Here is a 19766-nt window from a genome sequence, read left to right on the forward strand (position 1 = left end):
TTATCTAGACATTTAAATCATTATTATCAAATCAACTTGTACATGTTTCCATTTATTTATCACACACATATCCTATTTTGACCAAGACTATATTGGAAATGAGGTGACAACATGCCCATTACGAATCGATTTTCTACCACCACTAACGGCGCACTCGCTATTACAGGTAATACTTTAGGCTTAAGTAAGATCAGCAATCAAAACCGTGCTGGTACAATCGGGGCAATTGGTGCATTTGCAACTACAAATACTGCTTTACAAGTACCTACTTTTCCTGCTGGTACAACGTTAAACTATACACAAAATAGTTCTACCGCTATTTTAAATATCCCTGCTGGTAGTACTATTCTTTACGCAGAACTCGTTTGGGGTGGAAACTATTTATCTCGTGATCAAAACATTACAAGTGTATTAGGAAACCCAGTTTCTTTTACAACACCTGTTTCAACATACTCGATTACTCCTTCAGCTGTTACGGCTTCAAATCAAACTTTCGTTTCAAACTCTATTACATTTGGCTTTTACACTCGTTCAGCAGACGTAACAACTCTTATTCAAGCGGGAGGTGCTGGTTCCTATACTACAGGAGCGGTTCCTGGACTTGTAGATCCTATAGATGCTTCTAATGGAACAATTAATTCGGCTGGATGGACACTTATCGTCGCTTATCAAAACGGGACATTGCCAGCAAGAAACTTAACCATTTATGTAGCTGGTAACCGTGTTTCTGCAGAAACTGGTAGTGCCGATGTATCTGTTTCTGGATTTTTAACACCTTCAGGAGGACCAGTAAGCGGGAGATTATTTTTAAGTTCTACCGAAGGAGATGCAGATTTAACCGGGGATCAAGCTTTATTTGGACCAAATTTCAGTTCATTAAATGCTTTATCTGGACCAAACAATGCTATAAATAATTTCTTCGGTTCTCAAGTTAATAATGCTGCAGGAAACTTAGATACAACAGGGACATTTGGAACGCGAAATCAAAGTGCTTCTACAAGTACAAACATCTCCGCAGGAAGACAGGGCTGGGACATTACTTCCATTGATATTTCTCCTTATTTAACAAACTCACAAGTATCCGCCGCAATCCGTTTAACTACTAACGGAGACGCATATATGTTAAATACAGTAGGCTTACAAATTAATATAAACTCACCAAATATACAAGCGACGAAAAGCGTGAATAAAAGTGTTGCTGCAATTGGAGATATTCTCACTTATACAGTTACTATCCCTAACACCGGGCTTCTTCCTGCCAATAACGCTATTTTTATAGATAGTCTCCCTAGCAGTACTTCTTTTATACCCGGCACTGTAACAGTAGATAACGTACCACAAACAAATGCAAATCCTGCGGCTGGTATATCTCTTGGAACAATTAATAATGGTGCTTCTCGTACAGTAACTTTCCAAGCTACTGTCGTTTCTCTTCCAAGTCAAAATCCTATCTCTAACACTGCTAATATTACATTTCAATATACACCAATCGCCGGAGGAACAACTTTTAATGGTCTTGCAACAAGCAACTCTGCTGGAACACAAATTAACCTCGCAGATATTAATGGAACAAAATCAGTTAACAAACTTTTTACCGATATTGGTGAAACATTAACTTACAGTATTGCCTTAGCTAATATAGGAAATATCGCTGCAACGAATGTGATATATACGGATCCGATTCCTAGCGGGACTACTTTCATTTCAGGGAGTGTAACTGTGAACGGAGTTACTCAAGCTGGAGCAAATCCCGCTAATGGTATATCAATTGGGTCAATTGCCGCAAATTCCACTACTACTATTTCATTCCAAGTACTCGTTCCTTCTATCCCTCAAACAAACCCAATATTAAATAGTGGAACAACAACATATCAATACATTCCTGTACCTAATCAACCAGCAGTAAGTGGGACTGATAAGACAAATATTGTCTCCACTCAAGTGAATAATGCTACTGTAACAATGACGAAAGCAGTAGATAAAAATTTTGCAGATATTGGTGATACACTAACGTACACCGTTTCCTTTACAGCTACAGGTAATACAAATGCGAACAATGTTATTTTTACAGATGTCATCCCTACTGGAACAACTTTCGTTCTAAACAGTTTAACAATAGATGGCACGACACAAGTGGGCGCAAATCCCGCTAACGGCGTGAATATTGGATCCATCCCAAGCGGCACAACAAAAAATGTTGCATTTCAAGTAGTAGTAAATACAATACCCGCGTCAAATGTCGTATCTAACGGATCAAGTGCTTCTTATCAATATACCGTCAACCCTAGCCAATCACCCGTTACAAAAAACATTTCTTCTAATCTCGTTTCCACTCAAATTAACAATGCGAATGTAACATTAACAAAATCAACTAACAAACAATTTGCCACAATTGGCGAAACGATAAGTTATACAATCCTTATTACAAACAGTGGAAATACGGCCGCTAATAACGTTCAACTAACAGACCCACTTCCAAATGGAACGATATTAACTCCTGGTACTGTAACACTAAACGGAGTTTTGCAAAATGTAGATTCTCTCGTCGCTTTACCTATCGGTACAATTCCTGGCGGGGCTACTTTTACCCTTTCTTTCCAAGTAACAGTCATCAATATTACGACCCAAAATCCTATCATTAATAATGCCTTCGCTTCTTATCTATATACTGTAAATCCAAATTTGCCACCGACTTCAAAGACAGCAAATTCTAATTCTGTTACATCAACAATTAGACTAGCAAATCTCCATGCTAATAAATCTGTAGATAAAACGTTTGCGGAAGTTGGCGATGTATTAACTTACACCTTCGCTCTTACTAACGATGGGAATGTTGCAGCGAACAATGTATTACTATCCGATTCAATTGCGAATGGAACCGCCTTTGTACCAAATAGCGTTATAGTTAACAGTGTTACTCAACCAGGCGTTACACCAACTAGCATCAATATTGGTAGCATCAATGCTAATACTACAATTACAGCTTCATTCCAAGTAGTAATAACTAGCATTCCAAATCCAAACCCTATTTCAAATAGCGCTTCCATCTCCTATAACTTTATTGTTGATCCAAACGCTTCACCTGTAAGTAAGAACACTACTTCAACCACTACATTTACTCAAGTAAACGATGCAAATGTCATTTCAGCCAAAACAGTGGATCGAGCGTTCGCTACCGTAGGAGATATATTAACTTATACTGTTACTTTGACGAATGCAGGAAGTGTTTCTGCTGATAGTCCTACTTTCGTAGATACGAATCCAGACGGTACTACCTTTATTCCAAACACTTTTCTTATTAATGGTGTACTCCAAAATAACGCAGATCCAAATATAGGTGTTCCACTACCTTCCATTGCTGCTAACGGCTCACTTACCGTCTCTTATCAAGTAACCGTCACCTCTTTACCAATACAAAACCCAACGATAAATTCATCTAGTACACAGTATAGTTTTATTCTAAATCCGGGCGATCCACCAACTGTAGAAACATCTGTAAGTAACACTGTAAGTACACAAATTAATTTAGCAAATGTAGTGATTGTCAAAGAAGTAGATTTAACTATCGCCGATGTCGGGCAACCAATCACATATACAATTTCTTTAGCTAATCTTGGAAATACTATAGCAAATAATGTTATTTTTACCGATATAATCCCTAATGGCACCACAATCGTACCAAATAGTATTTTTATAGGTGGTGCTTTACAACTAGGTGCAGACCCTAGTACCGGTCTTCAAGTCGGCTCCATTCCTTCAGGTGGTTTTACAACGATTGTTTTTCAAATAAGTGCAAATGGGCTACCTTCACCAAACCCAATTCAAAACAGCGCTTCACTTCAATATAGCTTTATCGCTGATCCAAATTTACCTGCTCTTGTTAGAAACGCTGCTAGCAATATAGTAACTACACAAATTAATACTGCTAATATCGTTGCTACAAAACTAACGAGTACAAACTTCGCTGATGTTGGTGATGTCATACTATATGCGACTATTTTAACAAATAACGGGAATATCCCTGCTGCTAATGTAACGTTTACAGATATCATTCCAGCGGGTACCCTCTTCATTCCTAATACTGTAACGATTAATAATGTCCCTGTAGCTAACGCAAATCCTGCTACCGGCATTTCAATTGGTACAATAGGAGCGAATTCATCACGCACCGTTGCATTCCAAGTTTTTGTACCAACTATCCCTGCTGTAAATCCAATTACAAATCAATCAGGCACAACATTCCAATATACGTATGATCCATCCAAACCTGCTGTGATGCAGATGGTTGCTTCTAACACTGTACAGACAACTATTAATAACGCCTCAATTGCCGCTACTAAATCTGCAGATAAACAGTTTGCTAACGTAAATGATATTATTACGTACACGACTACTTTAACGAATAACGGGAACACACTTGCATCAAATGTAATATTTACAGATGTAATTCCAAACGGGACATCATTTATTGCTAATAGTGTTACTGTAAACGGGAATACACTGCCTAATGTAAATCCAGCAAGTGGAATTGCCATTGATCCAATAAATCCGAATGCAAATACGCTCATCTCGTTCCAAGTACAAGTAAATTCTATCCCGAATCCAAATCCACTCCCGAACCAAAGCAATACAACGTACCAGTACGTCGTAGATCCTAACTTACCTCCAGCATCCGCCAATACGTTAAGTAACGTAATAACAACTCAAATTAATAACGCTACTATTGTCGCTACTAAGTCTGTGAATACACCGACAGCTGCAATTGGCGATATCGTTACCTATACGATTGCAGTAACAAATACAGGTAATACTCCTGCTAGTGCGACTGTTTTAACGGATGGGCTTGGTGCAGGAGCTTCATTTATCCAAAACTCCGTAACGATCAATAATGTCCCACAACCAGGATTAGATCCATCACTTGGTATTCACTTGGCAGATATTTCGCCAGGGGATACTGTATTTATTACTTTTCAAGCACAAATTTTAGCGATACCACCTAGTGGCACATTAACAAATAATGCTCTTGTAAATTATGAATATACCGTGAATCCCAACCAATCACCTGCCGTCAATAGTACAATTACGAATACAACGGTTACTCCAATTATTGATGCTACTCTTTCTATAAATAAAACTGTCAATTCAACATTCGCTACTATTGGAGATACACTTACTTTCACTTCTACCATTACTAATTCCGGTAATACTACCGCAAACAATATTATTTTTACAGATGTAATTCCAAATGGTACAACGTTTATTCCAAATAGTTTTACGGTAAATGGAACAACTATTACTAATGCAAATCCACAAAACGGTATCAATATTGGTAACTTGAATTCAAATGCATCTGCTACACTCAGTTTTCAAGTAAACATTACAACACTTCCAAACCCGAATCCAATCCCGAACAAATCATTGCTTCAATATAGCTTTATTGTAGATATAAATGAACCGCCAGTTTCACGAACAGTTCAATCTAATAAAACTTTTACACAAGTAAATACTGCTTCCGTTATCGCAACAAAAACTGCAAGCAGTGCTTTTGCTGCTGTTGGAGATACAATTACGTATACAACTATCCTCACCAATAGCGGAAATACTTCAGCAAACACACCTGTTTTTATCGATATATTACCACCTGAACTTTCATTCGTTCCTGATAGCGTACAAATTAATACAATCCCACAACTTGGATTTAGACCAGATAGCGGAATCTCTTTAGACTCAATTCCAGTTGGAGGAACGACAACAATTAGCTTTCAAGCTATCGTTGGCTCAATACCAGCTACAAACCCAACTTTGAACCAATCTAGCACAACATACTCGATCATTATTGATCCTACCCAGCCGCCGGTGACAGAAACAGCTACAAGTAATCCAACTTTAGTTCAAATTAACGAAGCGATTATTCAAGCAACGAAAAGTGTAGATCGACTATTTTCTGACGTAGCACCTGGAAATTCATTTTTAACGTATACTGTTTTATTGGATAATATAGGAAACGCAACTGCTACGAATATCATTTTTACAGATCCGATTCCAAATAACACAGTATTTATAGAAGATAGCGTTCGAGTAGGCGGAGTTTTATTGCCTGGAGTAAATCCAGCGAATGGGATACCGATTGGGGATATTATTGCTGGAGATTTTATAAACGTTACCTTCCGTGTGCAAGTAGTTAGCATTCCAAATCCAATTTTCACAATTGGACCAGGCGGACCAAACTCACCGGTTGTAAACAGCGCTTCCATTAATTATCAATTTATGACAGGTCCAAACTTACCACTCGTTTCAAGAAGTACGACGTCCAATCCAGTTTCGACACAAATAAATTCTGGGGAAATTGTGGCAATCAAATCTGTAAATAAAACTTTCGCAACAATTGGCGATACAATTTCTTATACAATTACATTAAGTAACCCTGGAAATGTCACTTCACAAAATATAATTTTTACGGATACTTTACCTGATGGAACGACATTCATATCTGGCACTCTTACAAACGATTCTGGTACACAGCAAATCGGAAATCCAGCTAACGGAATTCAGATTGGAAATATAAACCCAAATGGAACGGCCGTGATTACTCTTAACGTACTTGTTACAAACATTCCAAGTATAAATCCAATTTCTAATTCTAGCTCTGTACAATTTGCACATGTGGTCGATCCTAGCCAACCTGCCGTATCACAAACAAATGTATCTAATGCAGTTTCGACAACTATCAATAGCGCAATTTTAACAACCAAAAAAAGTGCTGATAAATCTATCGTTTCAGTTGGAGATACGATTACGTATACAACTACTATTACAAATACCGGAAATACAGCCGCAACGAATATTACTTTCACAAGCGCTATTCCAGCTAGCACTACCTTTATACCAAATTCAGTCACAATAAATGGCGTTCAGCAGTCTAGTGCGCAACCAGCACTTGGAGTAAACATACCAAATATCGCTCCTGGTGAAACAGTAACTGTTACTTTCCAAGTAAATGTTATTTCTGTTCCCCCTTCCAGTTCAATTATGGGTAATGACACAATTTTATATTCTTATACTGTTAATCCAAACAGCGCTCCTGCTACTACCTCTACTTCAACGAATATTGCTACAAATCCTGTATTAGATGCTATGATAACGATGGTAAAATCGGTCGATCAAACCCTTGTAACACTAGGCGATACCATAACCTATACGACAATTTTAACGAATAACGGTAATACAAATGCAACTAATATTACTTTCACGGATCTTATACCAAATGGTACAACATTTATTACTAATAGCGTTACAATAAATGGACTCACACAAATTGGATTGAATCCTAATACAGGCATAACGATTGGATCAATTGCCCCTAACAGCTCAATATCTATAGCATTTCAAGTGACCGCTACTTCTACCCCTGTTCAAAATCCTATTGCCAATTCCGCTACTGCTTCTTACACATTTATCGCTGATCCCAATGCACCTATTGTTTCAAGAAACGTTACTTCAAACACAGTGTTTACTACGATTAATACAGCTAACATTCTTTCATTAAAACAAGTCGATAAATCCTTTAGTCGTATTGGAGACACACTCACTTATACTGTCGCTTTAACAAACAATGGAAACTCATCTGCACAAAATGTTATATTCACAGATACCGTGCCAAGTGGAACTACATTTATTGCAAACACATTTTCTATTAATGGAGTTCCTCAAAGTGAGGCGGATCCATCGAACGGTGTGAATATTGGGATAATAACAGCCGGGACTACAGTAACAGTTTCGTTCCAAGTTACTGTTACATCATTACCAACCGAAAACCCAATTGTAAATTTCTCATCAACATCGTATCAATTAGTCTCACCACCTGACTCAGAAACTTCAATTAGTAATCCTGTTTCAACACAGATTAAAGAAGCCATATTATCTATGACGAAAAATGAAAGTGTATCCTTTGCAGATATCGGGCAAACTGCTTTTTATACTACTTCTATTACCAATATAGGCAATACCGATGCAACTAATATTGTATTCACAGATGCATTACCAAGTGGACTCACATTTGTTCCTAACACATTAACTGTCGATGGTGTTTTACAACCTAACGCGAATCCAAATACAGGTGTATTACTTGCAACACTTCCACCAAATGAAATATATAGTATCGTCTTTCAAGTTACAGTGAACAGCATTCCTCCTAGTAACCCTGCACCAAATACAGCATCAACCACGTATGAGTTTACTGTTAATCCAAGTAATCCGCCGGCATCGAGTGCAGCTACTTCCAACACTACACTTCTTCAAATAAACAACGCAACTATTATTACCACAAAAACAGCAAATCTTACTTTTGCGGACATTGGTAATACAATAACATTTACACTTAACCTTCCTAATACCGGGAATGTGACCGCAACTGATGTAACTATTATCGATATTCTTGATAGCAATTTAAGTTTCGTTCCAAATAGTTTCACAGCTAATGGGCAAACCATTCCAAACGCCGATTTATCAACTGGTGTAAATATTGGTTCCATTAATGGTGGTAATACGGCAATCGTTACATTCCAAGCAACTGTTATTACACTTCCAACACTTAATCCCATTTCTAACTCTGCTTCTACCACATATCATTATGTCGTTGATCCTAGCCAGCCACCTATTACAACTTCCAATCAATCTAATACAACGACAACACAAATTAATAGCGCTATCCTTACTGCACAAAAAAATTCAAATGTATCTACGGTAGATATCGGGCAGGATATTACCTACACCGTTACAATTACAAATAGCGGAAATGTGAGTGCAACGAATGTTATTTTTACCGACCTTATTCCAGACGGAACTTCCTTTGAACCGAATAGCTTTACACTGAACGGAACTAGCATCCCAAATGCAGATATCATTACAGGCGTTCCAATCGGTGATATCGCGCCAAACGAATCTGTCATCGCAGCATTTCACATTATCGCCAATGAAATTCCGCCTATAAATCCAATTACTAATCAAGCTAGCGTTAGCTTTCAACATATCGTTAATCCAGCTAATCCTCCAGTTTCAAAAAATATTATTTCTAACAACGTTACAACAAAAATTGAAAGTGCTATTTTAAATACTATTAAAATAGGAGATAAAACTTTTGCAACGATTGGTGATACGATTACGTATACAACGACTATTACGAACACAGGCAATATTCCTGCTAACAACGCTATATTCTCAGACCCTTTACCATCGTGGACACAATTTGTTGCAGGATCAGTTATTGTTGATGGCACTCCATTACCATCCGCTTCGATTATTAACGGTGTTGGCATAAATACAATCAGTCCAAATCAAACTGTTACAATCATATTCCAAGTACAAATCGTAAGTAATCCAACAACGTTCACACCTGAACTCCAAAACTTAGGATTTGTTAACTTCCAATATAACGTAGGCAATGCATTACTGGCTCAGCCTGGCAATGTGGAAACGAATGTCTTCGTTACTTCTATTAATACAGCCATACTTTCAGCTGTAAAAACTGCTAATACAGCCTTTGCAAATATTGGAGATACGATCACTTATACAGTTTCGATTCAAAATAACGGCAATACAAACGCTACGAATGTAAATTTCTCAGACCCAGTTCCAACTGGAACGACCTTTGTTGAAAATAGTTTTGCTGTAAATGGAAGTACCATTCCAGGCGCAAATCCAAATAACGGAGTGAATATCGGAACAGTTAGCGCAGGTAGTTCCTTAACCGTTACTTTCCAAGTCATAGTTACATCTACTCCACCTTCAAATCCGATTACAAACGTAGCATCTATTCAATACGCATTCATCGTTGATCCGGCCTCTCCTCCTGTTACAGGCACGATAAATTCTAATAGCGCTTCAACACAAATTAATAACGCGACTGTTACAACTGTTTTACAAGCAAATCGTTCAATTGTATCTATCGGGGATGTAATTACGTATACAGCAACATTAACGAATACTGGAAACTTCCCTGCAAACTCTGTATTACTCATTAACGGAGTTCCTGAAGGAGCATTATTTGTTCCAAATAGTGTTACGCTCAACGGGATTTCACTTCCAGATGCAAGTCCAACTCTCGGTATTCCAGTTGGTATTATCGCACCAGGTGATTCCGCTACTATTACGTTCCAATTTCTTGCAAGTTCTATTCCACCGCAAGGAGCGATTATAAATCAAGCACTTACAAGTTACACGTATATTGTCGATCCAAGTCAACCTCCTGTTACAGCAACATCCTCGTCTAATACGGTTAATACAGCTGTTGTTGATGCATCGTTATCCGTAATTAAAAGTACAGATTCTCTCGTACAATCTACTGACGGTACAATCACTTACACAGTAGTCGTTCAAAATAACGGAAATACTACTGCAAATACAGTTACTTTAACAGATTTGGTCCCAGAAGGAACTGCATTTATTCCGAATAGCGTTACCATTAGTGGTGTTTCTGTTCCAGGTGCCGATCCTAACGTAGAAATACCATTAAACTCCATCACACCGTCAGAAATCGTCACTGTAACATTCCAGGTTATCGTTCAATCTATACCAAGCGTGAACCCAATTTCTAATACAGCCCGTATTGACTATACTTTTATCGCCGATCCAACTGCTCCTATCATCTCTCGAACAATTACGTCTAATCCTGCTTTCACACAAATTTCGGATGCAACTATCCTTTCTTTAAAAGCAGTCAATGCACCTCAAACAACAACAGGTGATATTTTGACTTACACAATAACACTAGAAAATACCGGAAATATTCCAGCTACGAATCTCATATTTTCAGATACGATTCCCCAAGATACTACATTCGTAGAAAATAGTTTTACACTTAATGGAACAACTATACTTGGTGCCAATCCAAATGTAGGTGTTACTTTACCTACCTTAGCAGCAAACGCTACTCACCTTATTTCGTTCCAAATTCTTATTAAAGATTCATTCTCGCGAGAATCGATTACAAATCAATCCAATACAACATATACAATCCAACCAGACCCAGGGCAATCGCCTATTACTGAAACATCTACTAGTAATATCGTCATTACAAATTTCGTGCAAGCACAATTGACAATTACAAAAACATCCAATCCAACAACTGTAGATATTGGCGGAACTATACTTTATATTTCTGAAGTGAAAAATATCGGTAATGTTGACGCAATAAATATTGTTTTCACAGATTCTATCCCAGCTGGGACTACATTCGTTCCCGATAGTGTCACAATTAACGGTGTCCTTCAGCCAGGTGTAAATCCTGAAAACGGAATACCGATTGGAACAATTCCAGCTAACAGTTCCAAAACGATACTATTTCAAGTGCAAACAAATAATCCACCTACTGAAACCGAAATTGTAAATCAATCTTCAGCAACTTACCAATATGTAAGTATCCCTACAGCCCCACCAGTGAATCGCTCTGCAAATTCTAACATTGTTACAACATCACTTCAAAACGCAAATATTATTTCTGTTAAAAGCGCGGATGTAACTTTCGCATCAATCGGGCAAATTATTACCTACACAAATACACTACAAAATATAGGAACCGTTCCAGCTAACAATACCGTGTTCATTGATAACATTCCAGAAGGTACTATATTTATTGAAGATAGCTTAGCAATAAATAATGTAATTCAGCCTGGCGCTAATCCTGAAAACGGAGTAACTCTCGGCACGATACAACCAAATGAAACAGTCACTATTTCATTCCAAGTACAACTTACAAATATACCAGAGGGCAATACAGTCATTAATATTTCAGACACTTCGTACGAATACCAAATTGACCCTAGTTCTCCAATTATTCAGCGTAGATCGTTATCAAATGCAGTAAATACTGAAGTGCGAACGGCAAATGTTAGTGCAATTAAATCCGCTAACAGATCCATTACACGTATCGGTCAAATCATCACATATACAGTCGCAGTTACAAACGCCGGTACAATACCTATTACAAATACTCTCCTACTTGACGCAATTGCTTCTGGCACCACATTCGTTCCAAATAGCATTCTTGTAGATGGCGTACCAAGACCTAACGAAAATCCAATTACCGGTATTAATCTTGATATAATTCTTCCAAATAATACGATTATTGTTACGTTCCAAGTAAGCGTAGTCTCTATACCGCCACAAAATAACATTAATAATATCGCCGTCATTCACTATGAGTATCGACCAGACCCAAGCGGACCACCAATTTCAGAAACAACCTCTTCCAATAGTACAAATATACAATTTATTGATGCTATTCTTATTGCTACAAAATCCGCTAATACTGTATTAGCTAACATTGATGAAACCATTGAATATACAGTATTCATTCAAAATAATGGATCGACTACAACTAACTCCATCTTTTTTACAGATACTATAGCGGATGGAACAGTATTTATTCCAGGAAGTGTAATAGTTAACAATACTGTACTTCCTGCAGCAGATCCGAATATCGGCTTTTCCATTCCTAATGTCGCAGCAGGTCAAATGGCTACAATAACATTCCAAGTTTCCGTTACGAATTTACCTGCTGTAAATCCAACACCTAATACTGCAAACATCGTTTACGACTTTATTTTCAATCCTGACTTTGCGCCAATTCAAAAATCTACTACTTCCAATACTACTTTCGTTCAAATTAATGATGCTGATATCATTTCACTTAAAACTGTTGATTTGACCTCTGTAACAATTGGTGACATTTTAACTTATACAACAACTTTAACGAATACAGGGAATACGGATGCCACTACTGTTGTATTTACAGACAATATACCTGATGGAACAACCTTTATTGACGGTAGCGTTTTAGTAAATAACATTCCTCAGCTTAACGCCAACCCAAGTGTAGGTATACTTGTAGGAACGATTGCTCCTAATATTTCTATCCCAGTCACATTTTCTGTTACCGTCGTAGCTCTTCCTGCTAGCGGCCATGTTCAAAATCAATCAACTTCTCGTTATACAATAAACGTGGAAGAACAAATATCGACTAGCAATATTACCTTCACTGAAGTTATTTCTGCTAATGTAATTGCGACAAAAACAACGCCTATCCAATATGCTGACTTACAAACTATCATCCCTTATACAATTTCCATCATAAATAACGGAAATATACAAGTCGAAAACATTATTGTTACAGATATCATCCCAGCAAATACGAGCTTTATAGAGAATAGTGTTATCGTGAATGGCAACGCTCGGCCAAATGACAATCCACTTAACGGTATACAAATTGATAACATTCCGCCTAATACGACAGCAACCATTCTATTCCAAGTACGGGTTACTTCGATTCCACAAACAAATCCAATCTCTAACACGAGTACAATTGAATATGAATACACGGTACCAAATCGACCACCTATTACCGAAACTATTATTTCATCAGCTGCTTTAACAGAAATTAATCATGCGAATTTGAATAGTAATAAAGCTGTTGACCTTGCATTTGCAACGGTTGGTGATACGTTAACGTATACGATTACACTAAATCAAACCGGTAATGTTGCAGTAAATGATGTAATCATTCAAGATATTATTCCTCAAGGTACTACGTTTATAGAAAATAGCGTCATTGTAAACGGAGAAACTCTTCCAGGAGTGAATCCAGTAAGCGGCATACCAATTGGTACTATAACTATTGGTGGAGATGCTATCGTTTCATTCCAAGTAACTGTGACTTCTATTCCAACACCAAATGAACTAAACAACAACGCAATTACTACTTTTAACTATATAGTCAACCCAAATAACGTACCTGTTACAAATACGACTACAACAAATACTGTCAAAACTACTGTCCAAAATGATAATGTCATTGCTTTTAAGTCTGCTGATGTAACAAACGCCTTACCTGGTCAAACTTTAACGTATACAATTACGATTACGAATAGCGGTAATGTAACGATTGAAGACCTTCTTGCCATAGACGCCGTACCAATAGATACGACTTTTGTTGCTGGTAGTGTTACGATTAACGGAATCAATCAGCCTAATGAGAATCCTGAAAATGGTATTACGTTAGGAAATCTTGCTCCTAATGAATTTGTTATTATTACGTTCCAAGTGACAATATCTTCTTCTACTCTTCAATCTACAATTAATAATGATGCTTCTGTTTCCTATACCGTTATCATTGATCCAACAAAACCACCTATTACAATTACAAAACAAACAAATACCGTTACAACGACAGTTATTGATCCGATGGTTCGCATTGAAAAAACAGCTGACAAATCTATTGTCGTTATAGGAGATATCATTACATTCACATTAGCGGTATTTAATCACTCCCCAATTCCGACAATCAGCACTTCTGTTATAGACACAATTCCAGCTGGTACAACATTTATAGAAAACAGCGTAACAATTAACGGTACTCCCGTTCCAAATGTTCGTCCAGACACTGGTATTAATATCGGCTCTTTACCTGCAGATTCAGTAGCAACTATAACATTTCAAGTCCTCGTAACTTCTATTCCTTCAAACAGTACAATTATAAATTCTGCAACAGTTACCGCTGCCTTTCAATTGACACCACAGGATCCAATTATTACTTTCATTGTTAATTCAAATATCGTTCGTATACCAGTTCAATTTATAACTACAACAGTCACGAAAAATGCTTCCGTCAGCTCTGCTTATTTAAATCAATATTTTGATTACACGGTGCGCATTACAAATACTTCCAAAATTTCACTCTCAAATATTTCATTACAAGATACTATTCCAGCAGGTTTACAATTTATAAACGGCACTGTCTTTATTAACGGTGAACGCTCTCCACTAGCGAATCCGAATATCGGTTTCCTAGTCGCTACTAATTTGGAACCAAACGAAACAATTATCGTGTTATTCACAGTACAAGTAATAAGTCCACCTGTTAATAATGAATTTAAAAATACAGCCAATATTTCGTTACAACTTCAAGTCTCACCTACCGACCCACCAATTACAGTAACCGTTACAAGTAACGAAAACATCGTCACCTTTGTTTCAGAAAATCCAGATGAAACACTTCCAAATTTAAATTGCTTCTTTGACGGTGAGCGCTTCATTCGTATTACTCCTCGAAATGTACGAAATTACCTTTGGACTTGGATTTGGTGGAAGTAATTGAAACAAAAAAGAGATTGTAGTTTGGTTGAAACCAAATTACAATCTCTTTTTCATTACCTATATTCCACTACGTTGTAACTCGTCCAATGATATACGATTAAACACCATCTCAAGTTATTTTAGTCGTAATAAGTTGGCCAGCTTCATTAATAGTAACTTTCCATTTCACTCCACTAGCAGTCTTCATGATTATACCTTTACTTGCCTCTATTTCAATATCTCCAAACATTCTTCCGCCAGTCGTCGCTAACCAAGCACTCCCATTTTCCATAGAAGATCTTGCAAAGATACGATTAATTCGAAAACGTTTATGATCTTGAGAATAACCACTTAATGTAATTCTAACTTTATATAACTGACTGGCCTTCATATTCGATATAATTGTATCGCCAACATTTAATGGAACATCCAACGCGATAACCCAACTTCCAGTTGCACTTAATGCATATTCAATTTTAATTTTCTTTGGGCTCTCTCCCCATCCAAAATACATTCCAAAACAATTTAACATTTGTATTGGTTTTTTCGTAAAATCCATTTCAATTACAACTGGATTACTATCTGGAACGTCAATATAGTTTACACTTTGTTCATCTATTAAATTAAAGCAATTTGTGAGATTTCCCCCGTACGGCACTTTTCCACTTACTTGCTTAACGTTATATTTCTGCTGAGCATTTACTAAAATATCATCTTGATTTCCTATTAAATGAGGTCTATTTAACGTCAAAGGTAACTGAATTCGTAGGGATTCTTCATAAGTAGACTTACAAACATTGTATTGTCCTTTATCTACAATAGTTGTCGAAAGCAGATTTGAAAAAAGGTAGTTACGATGAGAATTGGAAGAAAATTCAATAACAATTTGTTCACTACTCATCCGGTACGTATCCCAGATCATACAATCAAATGTATTATACGCACCTGAACAACGAATTACTTTTTCCGTTTGTTGTCTACATTGCACTTGAATATCATGAAACGTATTTCCTGAACTTTCATTTGGCAAATCACTATTTCCATCTACTTCAATCCCATACACACATCCATCAATAAATATAGATTGAAATACATTGGCGTTAATCCAGCAAGGTGTATTGATATCATTTATATATTCTGTCTTCAAATGTATTGCAGTTTGAAAGTTTTTAATTTGAATAAATTTAACTTGAAAGAAACTAATAAAATCCCATGCCTTTTGACAATAAAAATGTATAGCTTTTCCTTTATACGATGGAGTTGTATTTATTATATTTATATTTGATATAACAGATTGATTAGGTACTTCGATTTGTTGTGAACCAGAAACATAAATAACAGCAGATTGAAACAATGGATTTATAACTTGAAGAGTACCACCAACTATCGAAGCGTTACTTTGTAGCTCAAATGCATTAAAATCCCCATCAATTTGCAGTGTTACGGTAGGATCCAACTCTAATCTTACGTTTGATTTAATAACAATCGGCTTTACAATTTTGTACGTATTTATCCCTGTAATTCTAACCGTCGAAATTCGATTCGCTACACAATAATCAATAGCTTGCTGAATTGCTAATGAGCTATCATTTCCCGAGTTTGGAACTGCGCCAAAACAATCAATATGAACGCTACTTTCTGGCGCACAATCTTCTTGGGATGAAATATATTCTGACAAAATAAATTCACTCCTCATATTACCTTTTTCATATAATATGTGAGTTGTCTCTTAAAAGTTTCTATAATAAAAAAAACAAACGACCTACTCGGTCATTTGTTTAATTCATATATATTTTTCGTTTCCTCTATCATTTTAGTTAACGAGAAATATCTCATTGCTTTCTCTCGTGCTTTCAATCTAATAGCAGTTACCTTTTCTTCATTCCCTTGTAGTTCCTCAAGCGCACTTGCGAATTCTGATTCGCAATATTCAGATATCAAAACACCTGACTCTCCATCTATTACCGCTTCATGTATTCCACCAACATCTATTGAAACAATTGGTGTCCCTGTAGCCATCGCTTCAATTACTACCATTGGAAACACTTCACGAAAAGATAATAAAAGTAAGGCGTCCATATTCCCTATAAACTTATGCGGCTCTGAAATATTCCCTAGCATCTTCACCCTTTGCTGCAATCCATATTTTTCTATTTCTTTCATAATCGATTCTTTCTCTGGTCCATCACCAGCAATATAAAACATAAAATCATTTCTCTTTTTCAATACATTTGCAATTTTGACAAATAGTTGATGGTTTTTCTCTTTGGATAATCTAGCTAATATCCCTATTTTATATGTAGATTCTTTCTTTTTCTGCTGGAATAAAAACTTTTCAATATCAACACCGTTATAAATTGTATTTATTTTTTCTTCTGCTACATGAATTGAAATTAAATTGTTCTTTTCAAACTCACTTACTGTAATAATATTGTTCACATATTTATTCATGAAATACCGAAAAAGCGTTGGCATTTTCTTTTCTAATATCGTTACATTGTGTTTCGTATAAACAATTTTCATCTTTTTTTTAATAAACTTTTGAAGTAGAAAAGCATATAATACCATTCGCAAACTATTTGCATGAATAAGTTCTATCTTTCGTTTACAAATTTCGTTTCGTAAATAATAAATATTTCTCAAATGATTCCATCGACTAAGTAAGATAAAATTTTCTTTTCTAGTAAGGGATTCATATAGTTCTCCATCACCTGCAGCTGTATAAATCTTAAAATCCTCATAATGCAAATTATTTTCTAATTTACAGAAATAATTTTCGGCTCCGCCAGTTATCAATTTATCAGTCATCAACAGTATATTCATAATTGCGTCTTCCCAACTACATTGATTTTATTTTTTTTATAAGCATGATAAGCATACTTACTAAAATAGTAAAAGCTTTGCACTGTATTAAGACTTTTTTGGTCCCTTAATAATTTCCAATACCGAAAAGCTGCTCTAACTTTATTTCTCGAAACAGAATTTGCTACAATTCGATACTTCGCTAATACTTGCTGTATCCCTTTTGCTTCATGCCCTTCATGTAATAAGTTCAGCCATAACGCTGTATCTTCCGGCTGTACACTAGGCATTTCGACATACGGAATTTTTTCACGATCAATCATCACCGTTAAACACCCGATAATTGTATTTCCTACTAAATAATGATAGTCAACAGATTTTGGTACACTCACTTCGCGATTTAATTCATTACCATTTTCATCAATTAAACTATACGACGCATATGAAAAAGCAATATTCATTTCTTCCATAAATAACAATTGTGTCTTCAATTTATGTGGCAACCATATATCATCACTATCTAAAAAGGCAATGTACCTTCCTCTCGCCTCTCGAATCGCTAAATTCCGAGCTTTAGCAGCACCAACATTTTCTTTTAATGATAATAACCTAATACGTGAGTCTCCTTCTATTATCTCTTTAATTTTTGCCGCAGATTGGTCGGTTGAACAGTCATCAACGATAATCATTTCCCAGTTTTCATACGATTGATTCTGTACAGATAAAATTGTCTCACCTATAAATCGTCTACTATTATAAGAAGGTGTTATTACAGAAACATGAGGCGCCTTATTATGTGCTGATAGACATTTTACCATCTATCTTTCCCCTTCCTTCATATATTGAAATATACTTCACAACAACTGCTAAAAATAAAAAGAACGCTTCGTTAATAATGAGTGACAATGACATCATCTGAAATAAAAATGCAATCATAGTCAATAGAAGGTATGGTTTTTCACGAAACAAAGTATGCTGCGCTAACTTAAACATTAATATGAATAAAAACGCACTATATAGAAGAAAACCAATTGTACCCGACTCAGACAAAATTTCTAAAAATGTATTGTGTACATATAATTTTTCATTAAATTGATACTCATAATAATTCGAGAAGTTAAACGCACCAATTCCGATATATGGATTGGATAAATAATATTTAAAAGCAGCTTCCCATAATGTAAATCTACCACTTCCATTATCATGGGAAAAATCAGAAATTCGTTTATTTAATATGTCATCTAATTGGCCCCCCATTACACTATTCGATAAACTAAAAATAACTACACTAAACAATACTAAACTCATAATTATTTTTATTTTTTTAGCGAAACTAGACATACATATATATACAAAAATGACAAGCACAAGCGCTAATATTCCCCCTCTTGAAAAGGTTAATAGACTCGTCGTAACACATAAAATTAACCCTAAGATGTTAGTGATATTTTGCAAATTCGTCATATAGTACATAAAAAATATTGTATTATAGAAAATAAAAATGTTAGGATCATCTAGCAATCCAATTAACCGTGGATATCCTCTATCAACTAATAATCCAGCAAAAATTTCTCTCTCTTCTCCACCGTATAAACTAAAGTATTGTAAACCGATTATATAGAGTAGTAGACTTACAACATTAAATACTATTCCTACATAAGCAATAGATGATTCAAGTACCACTATTTCAGTATTCCCCAATAAATTTCTCATTATAAAATAGCATCCTAAAACGAGTAGCACGCCAAAAATCATACGAATACTAGCATTTAAATACATAGAAAGAATTCCGCTTAAACAATAAATGAAATAAAACAGTAAAAATATAACTTCATGAA

Annotated in this window: 5 protein-coding genes; 1 reads left to right on the top strand and 4 read right to left on the bottom strand. The window is 36.0% G+C overall.

Going from position 1 to position 19766, the window contains the following annotated elements; translation table 11 throughout:
• Window positions 1-111: 111 nt before the first annotated feature.
• A complete protein-coding gene (locus ACQGSG_RS13690) occupies window positions 112-15144 on the top strand; it encodes a beta strand repeat-containing protein (protein WP_426947502.1) in 15033 nt (5010 codons plus the stop codon).
• A 112-nt stretch (window positions 15145-15256) separates the two neighbouring features.
• Here ACQGSG_RS13690 and ACQGSG_RS13695 read toward each other — a convergent pair whose 3' ends face one another.
• From ACQGSG_RS13695 to ACQGSG_RS13710, 4 genes are all read right to left on the bottom strand, one after another.
• The gene (locus ACQGSG_RS13695) at window positions 15257-16804 is read right to left on the bottom strand and encodes a hypothetical protein (RefSeq protein ID WP_000006054.1); all 1548 of its coding nucleotides are present in this window, start codon (window positions 16802-16804) and stop codon (window positions 15257-15259) included.
• A 92-nt stretch (window positions 16805-16896) separates the two neighbouring features.
• Window positions 16897-17949 (bottom strand): glycosyltransferase family 4 protein, encoded by a 1053-nt coding sequence (locus ACQGSG_RS13700; protein WP_193417769.1) that lies wholly within the window; start codon window positions 17947-17949, stop codon window positions 16897-16899.
• Window positions 17946-18746 carry a glycosyltransferase family 2 protein gene (locus tag ACQGSG_RS13705; protein WP_098280585.1) on the bottom strand — a complete coding sequence of 267 codons (801 nt, stop codon included), beginning with the start codon at window positions 18744-18746 and terminating at the stop codon, window positions 17946-17948. Before ACQGSG_RS13705 ends, ACQGSG_RS13700 begins: the two co-directional genes overlap by 4 nt.
• On the bottom strand, window positions 18721-19766 hold a 1046-nt coding region (locus tag ACQGSG_RS13710; RefSeq protein WP_426947504.1), incomplete at its 5' end, for an O-antigen ligase family protein. The genes ACQGSG_RS13710 and ACQGSG_RS13705, both read right to left, overlap by 26 nt.

This window comes from Bacillus sp. GMa5/1, from assembly GCF_050172015.1.
Lineage (GTDB): Bacteria > Bacillota > Bacilli > Bacillales > Bacillaceae_G > Bacillus_A > Bacillus_A cereus.

Bases quoted from the DNA above. Each gene is read 5' to 3' on its own strand.
- ACQGSG_RS13690 (WP_426947502.1), top strand. From the start codon at position 112: ATGCCCATTACGAATCGATTTTCTACCACCACTAACGGCGCACTCGCT.
- ACQGSG_RS13700 (WP_193417769.1), bottom strand. From the start codon at position 17,949: ATGAATATACTGTTGATGACTGATAAATTGATAACTGGCGGAGCCGAA.
- ACQGSG_RS13705 (WP_098280585.1), bottom strand. From the start codon at position 18,746: ATGGTAAAATGTCTATCAGCACATAATAAGGCGCCTCATGTTTCTGTA.